The following is a 16513-nucleotide window of genomic DNA, read 5'->3' on the forward strand; positions in this document are numbered from 1 at the left end:
AAAACAACCAAGAGCGTATGGCTCATCCGGCGATGTGCAGTCCCCCGTTCACGTGCAAAGAGGGGTGTTGGATCTTGCAAGATGTTGTCGGATTATTCGCTATCAGATTTTTCGTACCCTCAGCCATGAGTAGGCAGCACCAACCCAAACAGCACAAAAAATCCCCCGCAAACCTTATTGAACCGGCGCCCGGTCCGAGCCAACCAAGGCCTGACCCGGTGTGCTGCGCTGGCTACCATATACTCAACCACGAACTCCACGGCTGCATAGGTCAGCGCGATAGTAATCGTCTGCGCAATGAGGCTCCTGTGCGGATCCAGGAAAGGTGGAATAAACGCAGTAAACAGCAGCAGTGCCTTGGGATTTGAAATGGCTGATACCAGCCCCTGGCGGAACAGCGACCAACGCCGCAAGCTCGTAGTGCCGGCTATTTCAAGGCTGACGGGTGCAGACCGCCACAGCCCGAAGCCCAACCAGATCAGATACAGCCCGCCGACCACCTTCAAGGCGGTAAACCAGGCGGCTGACGCCTGGATCAGCGCACCCAACCCCAACGCGCAAAGCGTCAGCACGATTGCAAAGCCGAGTACGCCACCCGTGATGGTGAACAGCGTTCTCCGGCTTCCGTGAAGGGCGCCATGGGTCAGCACCAGTAACGCGTTGGGCCCTGGCACTACCGCTATGCCGCAACAGGTAAACAGGTAGAGCAACCAGGTCTCAAAGGGCATGATTCGATCCAGCATGGGTTGATTCAAGCCAGCATGTTGCGAGTGAACAGCGTTCATGAAAAGCGCATAATTCACGTCTTAGCCATTCGATAAACGAATAGAGGTAACAGCGATGCCTGCCGGCGATTTGCAGATCGATTGGCTCAAGTGTTTCGTCGCCGTGGTGGATGCGGGTTCGCTATCGGGCGCAGCCCACGAAGTGAACCGGTCACAGTCTGCCGTCAGCATGCAGATGAAGAAGCTTGAGGCCGCGCTTGGGAGGCAGTTGTTGAATCGTGGCCCGAGGCACCTTCAACTGACGGCTGACGGCCAGACGCTGCTGAGCTACGCCCGCCGGATGCTCGCACTTCACGCCGAGACCCAGGCGGCTTTTCACGGTGAAGAGTTAACGGGGCGTATCCGCCTTGGCGTCGCGGAGGACTATGCGGCAAAGTATCTCACGCCGGTTCTGAAGCGTTTTTCGCCGCGCTACGCCGGCGTGGAAATAGAACTCACCTGTGAGCAGTCGACCACGCTTATCCCGCGCGTGCGAAGCGGCGACCTTGATCTTGCGCTGGTGTCCAGGGACTCGCCTCAAAGCGGCACCTTTCTCTTCAAAGAGCCGATGGTTTGGGTGGGCTCACCGCAGTTCGAACTCTGGCGGCGAGACCCGCTGCCTATCGCCGTCTACGAAAGTGCAAGCCTGGCCCGGCGTTATGCGGTGAATTCACTGACCCACCAGGGCCGCGAGTTCAAGGTGGTCTACAACAGCTCCAGCCTTGCCGGCCAGGTGGCCGCCGTTGAGGGTGGGCTTGCGATTGCCGCGATCACTCAATGTACCGTGCAGCCATCGCTTCAGGTCTTGAGCAGCGAGCACGGCTTGGGAAGCATTGAGCCGATGGAAGTTTCGATTCTACGTAGCCGAGCCTCTAGGGGGTCTAAAGCGGTCAATAGCCTTCATGCATTTATCATCAACGCGCTAAGACTTCAGGCGTAGTCACCTGGGGTTGAAGAATTACCTCCACTTATAAGCGCGCCGTCAAAACGTCTGCCCCATGGAGAACTGAAACACCTGCTTTTCCGCGTTCTCGGGCGTTCGAATCGGATAGGCCAGGTTCACACTCAACGGCCCCAGCGGGCTGTACCACGTCACGCCGACCCCCACCGAACTGGCCATTTTGCTCAAGTCCACGCCGCCGCAGCCTTGGGTCGTGCTGAGGTAGCACTTGTCCGAGTAAACCGTACCCACATCCCAGAACAACGAGGTGCGCACGGATTTGTTGTCTTTGATGAACGGGACCGGGAACAAATACTCCGCGCCCCCGGTAATCAGGATGTTGCCACCCAGCGACTCGGTGTCCCGGTCCGAGTAATACGCCTGGCCGGCACTCGCATAAGCACCGGTAGCCGGGGTGTTGCGCGGGCCGAGGGTGCCGCTTTCAAAGCCGCGCACCGTGCCTTCGCCACCTGCCGTATAGCTTTCATAGAAGGGCAGCCCGTCCGTTGAGCCATAGCCGTTGCCGTAGCCGAGCTTGGTATGCAAGCGCAGGGTCGTGGCGTTGCTGACGGGAAGGTAGGTCTGCCCGGTGTAATCGATTTTGTAGAAGCTCAGGTCGCTGCCGGGCACCGTCACCATCAGGTTGAGGTTTTGCGAGTGCCCGCGAGTCGCCAACACGCCTTTGTTCAGGGTCGATTCGGACCAGCCGAGGTTGGCCTTGAAGTTGGTGAATTCCTTGCCTTCGCGCTCGATAAAGTCATAGATCTCGTCGGCGCTGTAGGTGCCCGGTTCGATGCTGTCGTGCTGCGCCGTCAGGCCAAAGCTCAATCTTGAGGTTTCATTGATCGGGTAACCGAGGGTGGCGCCCAGGCCAAAACTGTTGATGGCGTAGTAGGAGACACCGTCGTCGTAGTACTTGTTGTAATCGGTCTTGCTGTAGAACGCGTTGTAACCCAGGCTCACCCCATCGGTGGTGAAGTAGGGGTCGGTGAAACCGATGTTGTACTTGCTCTGGTAGGACGAGCGGGTCAGCCCCAGGCTCGCGTAATTGCCGGTACCGAGGAAGTTGTTCTGGGTAATCGAGCCGCCCAGGATCAGGCCCGAACTCTGGGCGAAACCGACGCTGGCGGTGATCGAGCCGGACGCTTGTTCCTCCACTGCGTAATTCACATCCAACTGGTCATCGAGGCCGGCCACCGCAGGCGTCTCGACGTTCACCTCCTTGAAGAACCCCAGGCGCTCCAGGCGCACCTTGGATTGGTCAATCAGGTAGGTCGACGCCCAGCCACCTTCCATCTGGCGCATCTCGCGACGCAGCACCTTGTCGTCGGTCTTGGTATTACCGCGGAAGTTGATGCGATTGACGTAGGCCCGTTTGCCAGGGTCGACGGAGAAAGTGACGTCCACCGTGTGGTTTTCATCGTTTGGCTGCGGCACGCCGTTGACGTTGGCGAACGTGTAGCCTTCATTGCCCAGGCGGCGGGTAATCAGCTCCGAGGTGGTGGTCATCAACTTGCGTGAGAACACCTGGCCCTTTTGCACCAGCAGCAACGACTGGACCTGGTCTTGTGGCACTTTCAGCTCGCCACTCAGCCTCACCTCACGCACCGTGTATTTCTGGCCTTCCTGGATGTTAACGGTGATGTAGACGTGTTTCTTGTCCGGAGTCATCGAGACCTGGGTCGAGGTGATATCCATGTTGATATAGCCACGATCCAGGTAGTAGGAGCGCAGCCGCTCAAGGTCACCCGACAGTTTCTCTCGCGCGTATTTATCGTCGTTCTTGAAAAACGACAGCCAATTGCTGGTCTTGAGGGTGAACTGGTCGATCAACGCCTCGTCGGGGAACACCGTATTGCCCACTACGTTGATGTGTTGGATCGACGCCACTTCGCCTTCATCGATCTTGATCTTCAGGCCCACGCGGTTGCGCGGCTGAGCCACGACCTGGGCGTCGACCGAGGCGGAATAACGGCCCTGGGCAACATACTGGCGCTGCAACTCGTTGCGCATACCTTCCAGGGTGGCACGCTGGAAAATCTCGCCCTCGGCAAGCCCTGATTGCTTCATGCCTTTCATCAGGTCGTCGGTGGAGATCGCTTTATTGCCCTCGAACTCGATACTGGCAACCGAGGGGCGCTCGACTACATTGATAATCAGCACATCGCCTTCACGGCTCAATTGGATGTCCTGGAAGAAACCGGTCTTGAACAGTGTGCGGGTAGAGTCCACCAGGCGCCGGTCATCGGCTTCATCGCCGACGTTCAGCGGCAATGCGCCGAACACGCTGCCCGCAGAGACCCGTTGCAGGCCGTTGATTCGAATATCCGAGATTTTGAAGCCTTGGGCGAGTGCCAGTGAGGCATTGAGCAGCAGCGCAACCGAGCAGAGCAGGCGCGAAAAATTCATCAAGATCTTTTCCAAAGCACATCGACAAGCAGCGCCGGCGCGCTTGGATAACTCGCCGCGCGGCCAGACTGGTGAACATCCAGCATAAGAGCGCGTGGAGTTTGGTGCGGTTAACTGAATGTCAAGTTAGGTAAAGGTTGGCCTGAAACCATGGTGCAAGGCTGATAATGCGCAACCCCCCACTGACGAGCCTGCGATGATCTGCGTACTGTTAGTCGACGATGACCAGGAACTGACTGGAATGCTGAGCCAATACCTGGAGCGCGAAGGCTTTGCGGCGACGGCCGTGCATACAGGGGAGGAGGGCGAGGTGGCGGCGCTTTCGGGGCACTACAGCATTGTGGTGCTGGACGTCATGCTGCCCCAGCGCTCGGGCATCGAGGTACTCCGGCGCATCCGTGCCGTCAGCCAGGTGCCGGTGGTGTTGCTCACCGCCCGTGGCGACAACATAGATCGCATCACCGGCCTGGAGCTTGGCGCCGATGACTATGTGCCCAAGCCCAGCTCACCGGGCGAGTTGGTTGCGCGTCTGCGCGCCATCATGCGGCGGGTGCAGCCGGTGGGCCAGTCGACCACGGAAGTGATCAAGACCGGCGCTCTGGTGTTATGGCCCGGCAAACGCCAGGCCCTGTGGAACGGCGTGGAGCTGGGCGTAACCAGCACCGAGTTCAGCCTCCTTGAAGAGCTGGCGCGCAATGCCGGCCAAGTGGTGAGTAAAAAAGATCTGTCGCTCAACGCTCTGGGCTGCGCGTTGACCCGCTACGACCGGCGCATCGACGTGCACATCAGCAGCATCCGACAAAAACTCGGGCCGCGCCCGGATGCCAAGGCCTGGATCCAGAGTGTGCGCGGCCTTGGTTACCTGTTGATTGCCGAATGACCAAGCCCAGCCTGCTGTTCTGGAAACTGTTCCTGGCCTTCTGGCTGGCGACCACCCTGACGTTCCTGGTGGGGGTCTGCGTGCTGGAACTGAGCCGCTTCCGGCCGAACGACCCGCATGTGCAAACCATGCTGGCGGCCGAAGAAAAGCTGCTGCAACAGTTCGGTGTCGAAGCAGCCGGCCAACTCCTCGCGGTGTGGGAACGTCCACCGGATGAGGCCATCGGCGTCTATGACAGTACCGGTAAGTTGCTGGTGGGCTCCCCCGTCGAGCAGGCGGCATATGAACAAGCGGTCATCAGCAAGGAAGGCCTAGCGCTTTCGATCCGCTCCACCCACGCCCCCGGTAACGACCCGGGCATGCCTTGGCACCAGACCCCGCTGATCATCGGCACGCTGATGAGTGCGCTGTTCAGCGGCTACATGGCCTACTACCTGGCCTGGCCCCTGGCTTACCTGCGCCGGGCGATGAGCGACGCAGCAGAGGGCCGTTTCGAAACCCGGGTCAAGCCCGCGATGGGCAAGCGCCGCGATGAAATCGTCGACCTGGCCGAAGATTGCGACCGCATGGCCAACCAGTTGAAGGTGCTGGTGGAGGCCCAACAGCACTTGCTGCACGATATCTCCCACGAGCTGCGCTCACCGCTGACACGCATGCAGGCGGCCATCGGCCTGTTGCGCCAGGATGCTGCACGCGTGGAAATGCTCGAACGCGTCGAGCGCGAAGCCGAGCGCATGGACACGCTGATCGAGGCCCTGCTGACCCTGGCACGCCTGCAAGGCCGGCCCGAAAGCATCGAGCGCGAGTGCGTCGATATCATCGAGTTGCTGGCGATGATTGTCGAAGATGCGCAGTTCGAGGCCGGGATCAAAGGCTGTCGCGTGCACCTGCAGGCGTGCCCGCCGTTTATCGCGTGTGCCAGCGGCGAGTTGCTGTACCGCTGTTTTGAAAACGTGATCCGCAACGCCGTGCGCTACACCCGGCCGGGCACTGCCGTGCTGGTTTCGGCGCAGGTCAGTCCCGATGCAAACCGTTTGAACGTACGGATCACCGACCACGGGCCGGGCGTCGACAATGACCGCCTGCAGAGCATCTTTCATCCGTTCGAACGTGGTGTGGGCGACGCCAGTGTGGGCTTTGGCCTGGGTTTGGCGATCGCCGCGAGGGCCGTGCAAATGCACGGCGGCAACATTGTGGCGCGCAACGAGCCGGGCGGCGGGCTGACTGTGGAGGTCAACCTGCACAGCGCACGATCTTTACACGACATTACATTGGCTTGACCGCCCTGTACGTCGCGCCTCATTAGACTTGTCGCCATTGATTGAGTGGAGGTGGCGATGTTTCAGGTGCATAAAAAGGGCTTCGTGCCCGGCAGGAAAATGGTCGACGGCCTGGTCCCCTATGACTTCTTTTGCGAAGACAGCCCGGCGATCAATCTGTTTGTGTTTACCGGCGCGGCCACGCCGGGCGCGACGGTCGCGGAACAGACATTATGGGGCTTTACCCGGCTGGAGCGGTTCGAGGCGATGACCAGCGCGCTGGTGAGCAACAAGAAACACGCCGGCTGGTTTCAAAGCGTCAATGTGCTGACCGGACCCAACCAGAACGGCACGCAACGTGTGAAATTCCAGCGCGTGCTCAAGATCATCAAACACGCCAGCCCAGCCCGCAAGGCCGACTACGAGATCCTCACTGACGAAGGCGACACCTATTTCACCCGCCAGGCGGTCGCCGAAAACAGCGCGCAAACCGTCATCTATTCAGACGAACCATAACGCCAACAGTGGGCTGGATTTACCTCAAACACAGCATCTCGCCCACGTCCCGCTTGTTACTTCCGCCCACCAATGGGGCGTCTTTTGCACCATTGGGTAGCAAGTTCCCAGGCGACTTTTCTACGCCTGCGCCAGTTTTTTCCCTTCTATCCCATCTGAATCAACCACTTGGCTTACGTCCCAAGCCGTTGGCACGCATCCTGCTTTTTTTGCATTCGTGGATAATTGGATACAAAAATTCAAAAGGTGCTGCCGATGCAATTTGCTCCCGCTTACGTTGACCGCCAGCCCCTCACCGCCGAGGAGGAGGCCTACAACTTCCTGCTCGATGCCATTTGCGGCGGCCGCTACCACAAGGGAGACCGGCTGATCGCCGAAGACATTGCCAGCGAGATCGGCATGAGCCGTATGCCGGTGCGCGAGGCCTTTCGCCGCCTGGATGCCCAGGGCCTGGTGACCCTGCGACCCAACCGTGGCGCCATCGTCAGCGGTTTGGATATTGATGAACTGCACGAAGTGTTTGAGATGCGCAGCGCCCTTGAAGGCCTGGCGGTGCGCGTTGCCGTCGGGCGTATCGGCGAGCGCCAACTGGCGGCCCTGGAGCGCATGCTCGATGAGATGGACGACTATCGTGACGAGAGCGCCGCCTGGGTCAGCCGCCATCGCGCGTTCCATGAATACCTGTGCAGCCTCAGCGGCCGCCCGCGCCTGATGAAGCAGATTTCGGCGTTGTACTCCCTGGTCGAAGCGCCCATGCGCTTGTGGCTGCAGCATGGTGAAAAACCCCTCAGCGCCCGCCAGGAACACGCGGTAATCCTTGACGCGATTCGTGCCGGCGACGCTGCCCGCGCCGAAGCGGTGGTACGCGAGCACATTGAAGGCACCGTGCCGGCGCTGATTCAATTTCTGCAATCGGAAAAATAATAGAGACGGATCCGAATCCGTCCGTGTTTTGACTTTGAGTCCTGCCCCGTTATTCAACGAACTGGAGTTTCTGGTCATGCATAAACACCGTGTCTTGCTGGTGGCTGTCTCCCTCGGTCTTTGTAGCCAATGGGCCGTTGCTGCGCCCCAGGTGCCGGAGCGCCTGCAGAAGGTCGATAAACTCACCTACTGCTCGGGGATGGATTCCCCGCCCCTGGTGTCCTTCGATGGAGCCCAGAAACCTCGCGGGCTCACCGTCGACCTGGGCCTGGAAATCGCCAAGCGCCTGGGGGACAAGCAAGTGCAATGGCGTGTGATTCAGTTCTCTGGGCTGGTGCCGGCGTTGCTCGCCCAGCAGTGCGACATGATCGTCGACCAGTTGTTCGACAAACCCGAGCGGCGCCAGGTGATCGACATCGTCAACTACATGTATTCCAGCCAGTCGGTGGTGGTGCCCAAGGGCAATCCCAAAGGCATCAAGGCGCTGGACGACCTGTCCGGGCACAAGGTTGCGGTGCTCAACGGCTCCACCATCAAGACCCTGCTCGATACCCAGAATGAAAGCTTCGCCAAGGCCGGCAAGCCACCGATGAAACTGGTGGTCTACAACACCGACACCGATGCCTTCCAGGCCCTGCGTATCAGCCAGGTCGACGCCTACGGCACCACCGTGGAAACCGCCGGTTACTACGCAGCAATGGCCCCGGACCTGTTCCAGGAAGGCGTGCCGGCGTTCAGCCGCATCCTCACCGGCCTGGGCATGCGCAAGGACGACCCGCAACTGACCGCCGCCGTGCAGCAGGTGATCAGCGATATGCGCAGCGATGGCAGCTATGTGCAGTTGCTGAACAAATGGCATGTCAGCAGCGACACACTCGACTGAGGCGTACCTGCGATGAATTTCAATTGGGATGTGTTCTGGCAGTACCTGCTGCAGCCCAGCGGGGTTTACCTCACGGGGCTGTGGCTGACGTGCCTGATCAGCGTACTGGCGATGCTGTTGGGCTGCGCGCTGGGGCTGGCGGCGGCGTTGTTGCGCTTGTCGAAGAACCCGCTGTTGCATCTGCCGGTGCGTTTTTATGTGTGGCTGATGCGCGGCACGCCGCTGCTGGTACAGATCGTGTTTCTGTACACGGCGCTGGCGGCGGGCGGGATTTTCCGCTTCGAAGATATTGAACTGTTCGGCCTGATCGTCCCCGGCAACATCCAGGCGGCGATCATTGCCCTGGGCCTCAACGAAGGTGCCTACATGGCCGAGATTATCCGTGCCGGCATCGGCGCGGTGGACAAGGGCCAATACGAAGCCGGGCGCTCCCTGGGCATGGGCTTCGCCAAGCTGATGCGGCGCATCGTGCTGCCCCAGGCGTTCGGGGTGATCGTGCCGCCGCTGGGCAATGAGTTCAACGTGATGCTCAAGAACACCACCCTGGTCAGCGTGATCGGTGTGCAGGAGCTGCTGCTCAGCACCCAGATGATCACCTCGGCGACCTTCCGCGTGTTTGAGCTGTACCTGGTGGTCGCCCTGTACTTCCTGACGCTGACCACCCTGTGGGGCTTTTTCCAGCGCTGGCTCGAAGCGCGTTTCAGCCGGTCCGACCGGCCTTCCGCGCCACCACCGGCAGCCAGCCGCATGTTCGGGCGCAGCACCCTGAAACTGCTGAGGGGACGATAACCATGGCGCACCAAAGTGACGAACTGATCATCGAAGCGCTGGACATCCACAAGTCGTTCGGCGCGCTGCAGATTCTCAAGGGCATCTCGCTGCAAGTACGGCGCGCCGAAGTGGTGGTGCTGATCGGCGCCTCGGGCTCCGGCAAGACCACTTTTATCCGCTGCATCAACCTGCTGGAAGACATCCAGGGCGGGCGCATCCGCGTCAACGGCCGCGCCATGGGCTATCGCGAGCGCAGTGACGGCAGCCTGGTGCGCGATTCGGAGCGCAACATCGCCCGCCAGCGCCGCGACGTCGGCATGGTGTTCCAGCGCTTCAACCTGTTCCCCCATATGACTGCGCTGGAAAATATCATCGAAGCGCCGATCCAGGTGCTCGGCACGCCGCGTGCCGAAGCGCTGGAACAGGCGCGTGGCCTGCTGGCGCGGGTCGGCCTGGCGGACAAGGCCAGCCACTACCCATCGATGCTGTCTGGCGGCCAGCAGCAACGGGTGGCGATCGCCCGCGCCCTGGCAATGAAACCCCAGGCCATGCTGTTCGACGAACCCACCAGCGCCCTCGACCCGGAAACCGTCGGCGAAGTGCTGCAGGTGATGAAAGAGCTGGCCGAGGACGGCATGACCATGGTGGTGGTCACCCATGAAATGGGTTTTGCCCGTGAAGTGGCCGACCGCGTAGTGGTACTCGACCAGGGCGAACTCATCGAACAAGGGCCGCCCGAACAGATCTTCAGCCACCCCAGCCACCCCCGTACCCGGGCTTTTCTCAGCCGTGTGTTATGAACCTTCCAAGGAAATCCGCCATGCGTTTATCGAGCTTGTTTGCGGCCCTGTGCTGCGCCGCCGTTGTGCCCATGAGCCAGGCTGCCGATCCGGTGGTCAAGGTCTATAACTGGTCCGATTACATCGGCCCCGACACCTTGAAGAACTTCGAGAAAGACAGCGGCATCAAGGTGCAATACGACATCTTCGACACCAACGAGATGCTCGAAGCCAAGTTGCTCTCCGGGCACTCGGGGTATGACGTGGTGGTGCCGTCCAGCCAGTTCCTGTCCAAGCAGATTCGTGCCGGCGCCTACCAGCCGCTGCAGCGCGGGCTGCTCGACAATTGGAAGCACCTCGACCCGCGGCTGATGCAGCGCCTGGAAGCCGCCGATCCCGGCAACCGCTACGCCGTGCCATATATGTGGGGCACCGTGGGCATCGGTTACAACGCAGAAAAAGTGCGAGCCGTGCTGGGCAAGGATGCGGTGCTGGATTCCTGGTCCATGGTCTTCGAGCCGGGCAACCTGGCCAAGCTGAAAAGCTGTGGCGTGGCCTTCCTCGATGCGCCCGTGAAGATCATCCCGCAAGTCATGCTCTACCTCGGCCTGGACCCTAACAGCACCAAGCCGGACGACTTCAAGCAGGCCTCAAAACGCTTGATGGCGCTGCGACCGTCAGTGACCTACTTCAACTCATCCAAGTACACCGCCGACCTTGCCAACGGCGATATCTGCGTGGCGGTCGGTTATTCCGGCGACGTGATGCAGGCCCAAAGCCGCGCCAAGGACGCCGGCAAGAATATCGACATCCGCTACCTGATCCCCAAGGAAGGCGTGAACCTGTGGTTCGACATGCTGGCGATCCCCAAGGATGCCGGTAACGCCGCCAATGCCCACGCCTTGATCAACTACCTGTTGCGCCCCGACGTGATCGCGCCGATCAGCGACTATGTCGGCTATGCCAACCCGAACAAAGATGCCACGCCTCTGATGGACGCCAAGGTCAGCGGCAACCCGGGCATCTACCCCGGCGATGACGTGATCAGCCACACCTTTGTCTCCGCCGACCTACCGGAAAACATCCAGCGCTTGATGACCCGGGAATGGAACCGCATCAAATCCGGCCAATGAATCGAAGAGCCTTTGCCATGTTGAAATTCTCTGCTCACGAGTACCCCTATCCGTCGCAGCGCCAGAGCGTATTCGCCCGTCGTGGCATGGTCGCTGCGTCCCAGCCCCTGGCCGCCCAGGCCGGTATCGAGATCATGCAAAAGGGCGGCAACGCCATCGATGCTGCCATCGCCACGGCGGCGGCGCTCACGGTGGTGGAGCCCACCGGCTGCGGCCTGGGCGGCGATGCGTTTGCCTTGGTGTGGTGCAAGGGCCAGTTGCATGGCCTGAACGGCAACGGCCACGCGCCGGGCGCCTTGAGTATCGAGGCGGTCAAGGCAGCAGGGCACGACCGGATGCCGCTGTACGGCTGGATACCGGTGACCGTGCCCGGCTGCCCATCGGCCTGGGCGGAGCTGTCGCAACGCTTCGGTAAGTTGCCGTTTGCCGAGTTGCTGCAACCGGCCATCAGCCTGGCCCGCGACGGTTTCCCGCTGTCTCCGGTGGTTGCCCATCAATGGCAGATCGCGCTGGATGAATTCACGCCCCATCGTGACCCGGTGCTGGACGCGTGGTTCGATACTTTCCTGATCGACGGCCGCGCGCCTCGGGCAGGGGAGATATTCCGCAACCCGGCCCAGGCGCGCACCCTGGAAGAACTGGCCGCCAGCCGTTGCGAAAGCCTGTATCGCGGTGACCTGGCCGCACGCCTGGACGCCCATTCACGGGCCACCGGTGGTTACCTGCGCGCCAGTGATCTCAAGGATTACCGCGCACAGTGGGTGGACCCGATCCACATCAACTATCGCGGCGTCGACGTCTGGGAAATCCCACCGAGCGGCCAGGGCCTGGTGGCGCTGATGGCGCTGAAAATCCTCGAAGGCTTCACCTTCGATCACCGCGACAGCCAACAGACCTGGCACCGCCAGCTCGAGGCAATGAAGTTCGCCTACAGCGATGGCCTGCACTACATCACCGACCCTCTGCATATGCGCGTGGCAGTGGCCGACCTGCTCAGCGACGACTACAGCGCGCGCCGCCGCACCCAGATCAGCGAACAGGCGCAGCCGCCCAAACCCGGTGACCCGCACGCCAGCGGCACGGTGTACCTGGCCACGGCGGACGCTGAAGGCAATATGGTCTCGTTCATCCAGAGCAACTACCACGGCTTCGGCTCCGGCGTGGTGCTGCCCGACAGCGGCATTGCGCTGCAGAACCGTGGGCAGGAATTCAGCCTCGACCCGGCCCACGCCAACTGCCTGGCGGCGGGCAAGAAAACCTTCCACACCATCATCCCCGGCTTCCTCACCAAGGACGGCCAGGCCCTTGGCCCGTTCGGCGTGATGGGCGGCTATATGCAGCCCCAGGGCCACGTGCAGATGGTGATGAACCTGCTGGACTTCGGCCTCAACCCCCAGGCCGCGCTGGATGCGCCGCGCTGGCAATGGCTGGGCGACATGAAGGTCGGTATCGAGCAAGGCGCCTCCCGCGACCTGGCCAATGCCCTGGCCCGGCGTGGTCACCAGGTGCAGATCGCCAGCGACCTCACCGACTACGGGCGCGGGCAGATCATCCTGCGCGACCCGGTCAGCGGGGTGCTGTGCGGCGGCACCGAACCACGGGCGGATTCGCATATTGCGGTGTGGTAACCAGAGCAGGGCATGGCGCCGCCATTGCCCTGCCATTTTGAAAAAAAGTTGGTCGAAGCCTGTCCCCTTTTTTCACCTCGCCGGTCATTCCAGGTAAGTGAACAAAATCGAGAGCTTCCTCCAATGCCCGCAGTCCGACCCATGCGCTTGCGCCCGTTGCTGAAACTGAGCCTGATGCTGAGCCTCAGCGCCAGCCCGTTGTTTGTCCCGATCAGCTACGCCGAAGACGCCGCCGCGCGCCGCAGTTACCAGGTGCCGGCTGGCAGTCTGAGTGCTGCGTTGACCCGTTTCGCCGGGCTGGCGGGGGTCAATCTGTCGGTGGACCCGACGCTGGTCAGCGGCCGTAACAGCAGTGGCTTGTCCGGCGAATTTGGCGTGGAAGAGGGCTTTGCCCGCCTGCTGCAAGGCTCCGGCCTGCAATTGCAGCCCATGGGCGAGCAGGCTTACATGCTGATTCCCGCACCAGAGGGCGGCAGCCTGCAACTGGCGCCGACCTCGATCCTCGGCACCACAGGCCTGGCCGATGGTGATACCTACGCCGGTGGCCAAGTGGCACGGCGCGGTTCCCAAGGCCTGCTGGGCTCGCGGGACTTCATGGAAACACCGTTCAGCATGACCACCTACACCCAGGAAGCGGTGAAGAACCAACAAGCGCGCACCCTCGGCGACTTGATCGCCAGCGACCCGTCGGTACGCGCCACCAACCCGGCCGGTGGGCGCTATGAGCAGTTCACCATTCGTGGCTTCAGCCTGTTCAACAGTGACGTGTCCTACAACGGCCTGTACGGCGTATTGCCGACCTACACGATTGATATGGAAATGGCCGACCGCGTCGATATCGTCAAAGGCCCGAGCCAGTTGATCAACGGCATCTCGCCGCGCGGCAGCGTTGGCGGCGGGATCAACGTGGTGCCCAAGCGCGCCACCGACAAAGACATCACCTCGTTCACCGGCACCTGGGCCTCCGACAGCCAGGCGGGCGGGGCGGTGGATGTGGGGCGGCGGTTTGGCGAAGACAACAAGTTCGGCATCCGCTTCAACGGCGTGAAACAGGCCGGTGACACCGCCTGGGATCACCAGAGTGTCGACCGCGAAATGGCCGTGCTCGGCCTGGATTTTCGCGGCGAGCGCCTGCGTCTCTCCACCGATATCGGCCGCACCGAGCGTGACACCGATGCCCCGCAGGAGCGTGTGCAGGTCGCTGCCGCGGCCCCGGTGCCGAGTGCCAACGATGTGCGCCGTAACTACGCGCAGTCCTGGAGCAAGGCCAGCACCAACGACACCTTCGGCACGGTCAACGCTGAGTACGACCTCAGCGACAACGTGATGCTGTATGGCGGCGTAGGCGCGCGCAAAAGTAACCACGACTTCCTGCGCCATGCGGTGTCCGTCACCAATGCGGCCGGTGCATTCAGCGTGCAACCGCGCGATTTCACCCGCGATGAAAACGTGCGCACCGCCACTGCCGGCGTGCGCAACTGGTTCCACACCGGGGCGGTGAGCCATGAGGTCAACCTGGCGGCCAGCTACTTCTACATGGACTTCGAAAACGGCGGTGCCCGGTATGCGCAGGCGACGAGCAATATTTACAACCCGGTGCAAACACCAACCCCGTCCCGGCCGACACGCTTCGACCCCAAGGTTTACACCGAGAACACATTCAGCGGCGTGGCGTTGTCCGACACCCTGGGCTTCTTCGACGACCGCCTGCTCTTGACCCTCGGCGCACGCTGGCAGCGAGTGAAAGTGGATGACTGGAGCAATGGCGTGAAGGGCAAAACAGGCTACGACGAAGAAAAAATCTCGCCGTCGGGCGGTGTGCTGTTCAAGGCCACCGACAAACTGTCGCTGTACGCCAACTACATGGAAGGCCTGAGCCAGGGCAAGATCGCCCCTTCGACCTCGAGCAATGAGAATGACATCTTCCCGCCGTTCATCAGCCGCCAGGTCGAAGTCGGCGCCAAATACGATGCCGGTGCTTTCGCTGTGACCGCCGCCGTGTTCCGCATCAAGCAACCGGCCTACGAGACCAACGCCACCTCGCGGCTGTTCGGCCCCAACGGCAAGCGCAAGAATGAAGGTGTGGAAATCAGCGTGTTCGGCGAGCCGCTCAAGGGCTTCCGCCTGCTCGGCGGGGTGATGTACATCGACAGCGAATTGACGAACACCACCAACGGCACCTTCGACGGCAACCGCGCACCGGCCACGCCCAAGTACAACGTCAACCTCGGCGCCGAGTGGGATGTGCCGACCCTGGAAGGCCTGACCCTGACCAGCCGTGGCATCCACTCCAGTTCGCAGTACCTGGACCAGTCCAACGTCAAGGAAATCGACGCCTGGAACCGTATCGACGTGGGCGCGCGGTATGCGTTCAAGGTCGATGACAAGCACGTCACCCTGCGGGCGAATGTCGAGAACGTCGCTGATAAACGCTACTGGAGCTCGGCCGGCGCGTCGGATGACAGCGAGCCGGGGTTGACGCTGTCTACGCCGCGCACCTACTTGCTCTCGGCCACGGTCGACTTCTAAAACCTGCGGCGACCGGTTTTTTTGTGGCGAGCCCGCTCGCCACAGAAGCGCTCGCCAAGGTTGTTCATTATTGCCGCTAATGAGAATGTTTTTTGATCACGCCGCTCCGATATGGAATAGTACCCGCCGTTTTCCCCAGCCTGTCCCGCTGGGGTGTTTTAACGCCGAGGTACCTCCATGCGAATGCTGCGCTCCATCCCAACCCTTGCCGCCTGCCTCCTGGCGTTCTCTTCAAGCCTATTAAGCGCTGCCCCCATCGACCTCAACGACGGCCAGCACGCGGTGCACCTGCCCGATGCACCCAAGCGTGTGGTGGTGCTGGAATTTTCCTTTCTCGACAGCCTCGCCGCCGTAGACGTCACCCCGGTCGGCGCGGCTGACGACGGGGATGCCAATCGCGTATTGCCCCGTGTGCGCCAGGCTATCGGCCAATGGAAGTCCGTGGGTCTGCGTTCGCAGCCGAGCATCGAGGAAATTGCGCGGCTCAAGCCGGACCTGATCGTGGCCGACCTCAACCGCCATCAGGCGCTGTACAGCGACCTGTCGAGTATCGCGCCGACGCTGTTGCTGCCGTCGCGCGGTGAGGACTACCAAGGCAGCCTGAAATCCGCCGAACTGATTGGCAAGGCCTTGGGCAAGAGCCCGCAAATGGCCGCGCGCATTGCGCAGAACCGTGAGCACCTGAAGGCGATTGCCCAGCAGATCCCGGCGGGTGCCAGCGTGTTGTTCGGCGTCGCCCGTGAAGACAGTTTTTCTGTACACGGCCCGGACTCCTACGCCGGCAGCGTGCTGGAAGCCATCGGCCTGAAGGTGCCTTCGGTACGCGCCAAGGCCGCGCCGACCGAGTTCGTCAGCCTCGAACAACTGCTCGCCCTCGACCCGGGTTGGTTGCTGGTCGGCCACTACCGTCGCCCGAGCATCGTCGACACCTGGAGCAAGCAGCCGCTGTGGCAGGTGCTCGGCGCCGTGCGTAACCAGCACGTGGCCGAAGTCGACGGCGACAGCTGGGCGCGTAACCGTGGCGTGTTGGCGTCGGAGCAGATCGCCGAAGATGCCCTGGCGATTCTCAAAGGCGGCAAAGCCGTACTGAGCCAATAA

Annotated in this window: 14 protein-coding genes; 12 read left to right on the forward strand and 2 right to left on the reverse strand. The window is 61.5% G+C overall.

Translation table 11 applies throughout. The features are described from left to right. Positions 1-119 precede the first annotated feature (119 nt). Positions 120-728: a LysE family translocator gene (locus ACR52_RS00360; protein ID WP_048720455.1), complete on the reverse strand. Its 609-nt coding sequence runs from the start codon at positions 726-728 to the stop codon at positions 120-122. Between the two features lie 112 nt (positions 729-840). On the opposite strand from ACR52_RS00360, the gene ACR52_RS00365 reads away from it, so the two are divergent. Beyond that, entirely contained in the window at positions 841-1704 is an 864-nt protein-coding gene (locus tag ACR52_RS00365) for a LysR family transcriptional regulator (protein ID WP_048719221.1), read from the forward strand. Between the two features lie 42 nt (positions 1705-1746). Here the strand turns inward: ACR52_RS00365 and bamA are convergent, their stop codons facing one another. Beyond that, the gene (gene bamA / locus ACR52_RS00370; RefSeq protein ID WP_048719224.1) at positions 1747-4113 is read right to left on the reverse strand and encodes an outer membrane protein assembly factor BamA; all 2367 of its coding nucleotides are present in this window, start codon (positions 4111-4113) and stop codon (positions 1747-1749) included. Positions 4114-4309: 196 nt separating this feature from the next. On the opposite strand from bamA, the gene ACR52_RS00375 reads away from it, so the two are divergent. The 11 genes from ACR52_RS00375 (at position 4310) to ACR52_RS00425 (ending at position 16513) form a co-directional block, all read left to right on the forward strand. Next, positions 4310-4993, forward strand: a complete 684-nt coding sequence (locus tag ACR52_RS00375) for a response regulator transcription factor (RefSeq protein WP_048719227.1) — start codon at positions 4310-4312, stop codon at positions 4991-4993. Then, a complete protein-coding gene (locus ACR52_RS00380; protein WP_048719229.1) occupies positions 4990-6273 on the forward strand; it encodes a HAMP domain-containing sensor histidine kinase in 1284 nt (427 codons plus the stop codon). Before ACR52_RS00375 ends, ACR52_RS00380 begins: the two co-directional genes overlap by 4 nt. A 57-nt stretch (positions 6274-6330) precedes the next feature. Beyond that, entirely contained in the window at positions 6331-6768 is a 438-nt protein-coding gene (locus tag ACR52_RS00385) for a hypothetical protein (protein ID WP_048719231.1), read from the forward strand. Between the two features lie 255 nt (positions 6769-7023). Continuing rightward, on the forward strand, positions 7024-7692 hold the full coding sequence (locus ACR52_RS00390) for a GntR family transcriptional regulator (RefSeq protein WP_048719234.1): 669 nt from the start codon (positions 7024-7026) through the stop codon (positions 7690-7692). A 76-nt stretch (positions 7693-7768) separates the two neighbouring features. After that, positions 7769-8575 carry an ABC transporter substrate-binding protein gene (locus ACR52_RS00395; protein ID WP_048719236.1) on the forward strand — a complete coding sequence of 269 codons (807 nt, stop codon included), beginning with the start codon at positions 7769-7771 and terminating at the stop codon, positions 8573-8575. Positions 8576-8587: 12 nt separating this feature from the next. Further along, complete coding sequence (locus tag ACR52_RS00400) at positions 8588-9364, forward strand: amino acid ABC transporter permease (protein ID WP_048719238.1); 777 nt, start codon at positions 8588-8590, stop codon at positions 9362-9364. Positions 9365-9366: 2 nt separating this feature from the next. Beyond that, the gene (locus ACR52_RS00405; RefSeq protein WP_048719241.1) at positions 9367-10146 is read left to right on the forward strand and encodes an amino acid ABC transporter ATP-binding protein; all 780 of its coding nucleotides are present in this window, start codon (positions 9367-9369) and stop codon (positions 10144-10146) included. Between the two features lie 20 nt (positions 10147-10166). Then, positions 10167-11258 carry a polyamine ABC transporter substrate-binding protein gene (locus tag ACR52_RS00410; protein WP_048719244.1) on the forward strand — a complete coding sequence of 364 codons (1092 nt, stop codon included), beginning with the start codon at positions 10167-10169 and terminating at the stop codon, positions 11256-11258. Positions 11259-11275: 17 nt separating this feature from the next. Then, on the forward strand, positions 11276-12886 hold the full coding sequence (locus ACR52_RS00415) for a gamma-glutamyltransferase family protein (protein WP_048719247.1): 1611 nt from the start codon (positions 11276-11278) through the stop codon (positions 12884-12886). Positions 12887-13009: 123 nt separating this feature from the next. Further along, the gene (locus tag ACR52_RS00420) at positions 13010-15415 is read left to right on the forward strand and encodes a TonB-dependent receptor (RefSeq protein WP_048719249.1); all 2406 of its coding nucleotides are present in this window, start codon (positions 13010-13012) and stop codon (positions 15413-15415) included. A 183-nt stretch (positions 15416-15598) separates the two neighbouring features. Continuing rightward, complete coding sequence (locus tag ACR52_RS00425) at positions 15599-16513, forward strand: Fe(3+) dicitrate ABC transporter substrate-binding protein (protein ID WP_406955018.1); 915 nt, start codon at positions 15599-15601, stop codon at positions 16511-16513.

This window comes from Pseudomonas fildesensis, assembly GCF_001050345.1.
Taxonomy (GTDB): domain Bacteria; phylum Pseudomonadota; class Gammaproteobacteria; order Pseudomonadales; family Pseudomonadaceae; genus Aquipseudomonas; species Aquipseudomonas fildesensis.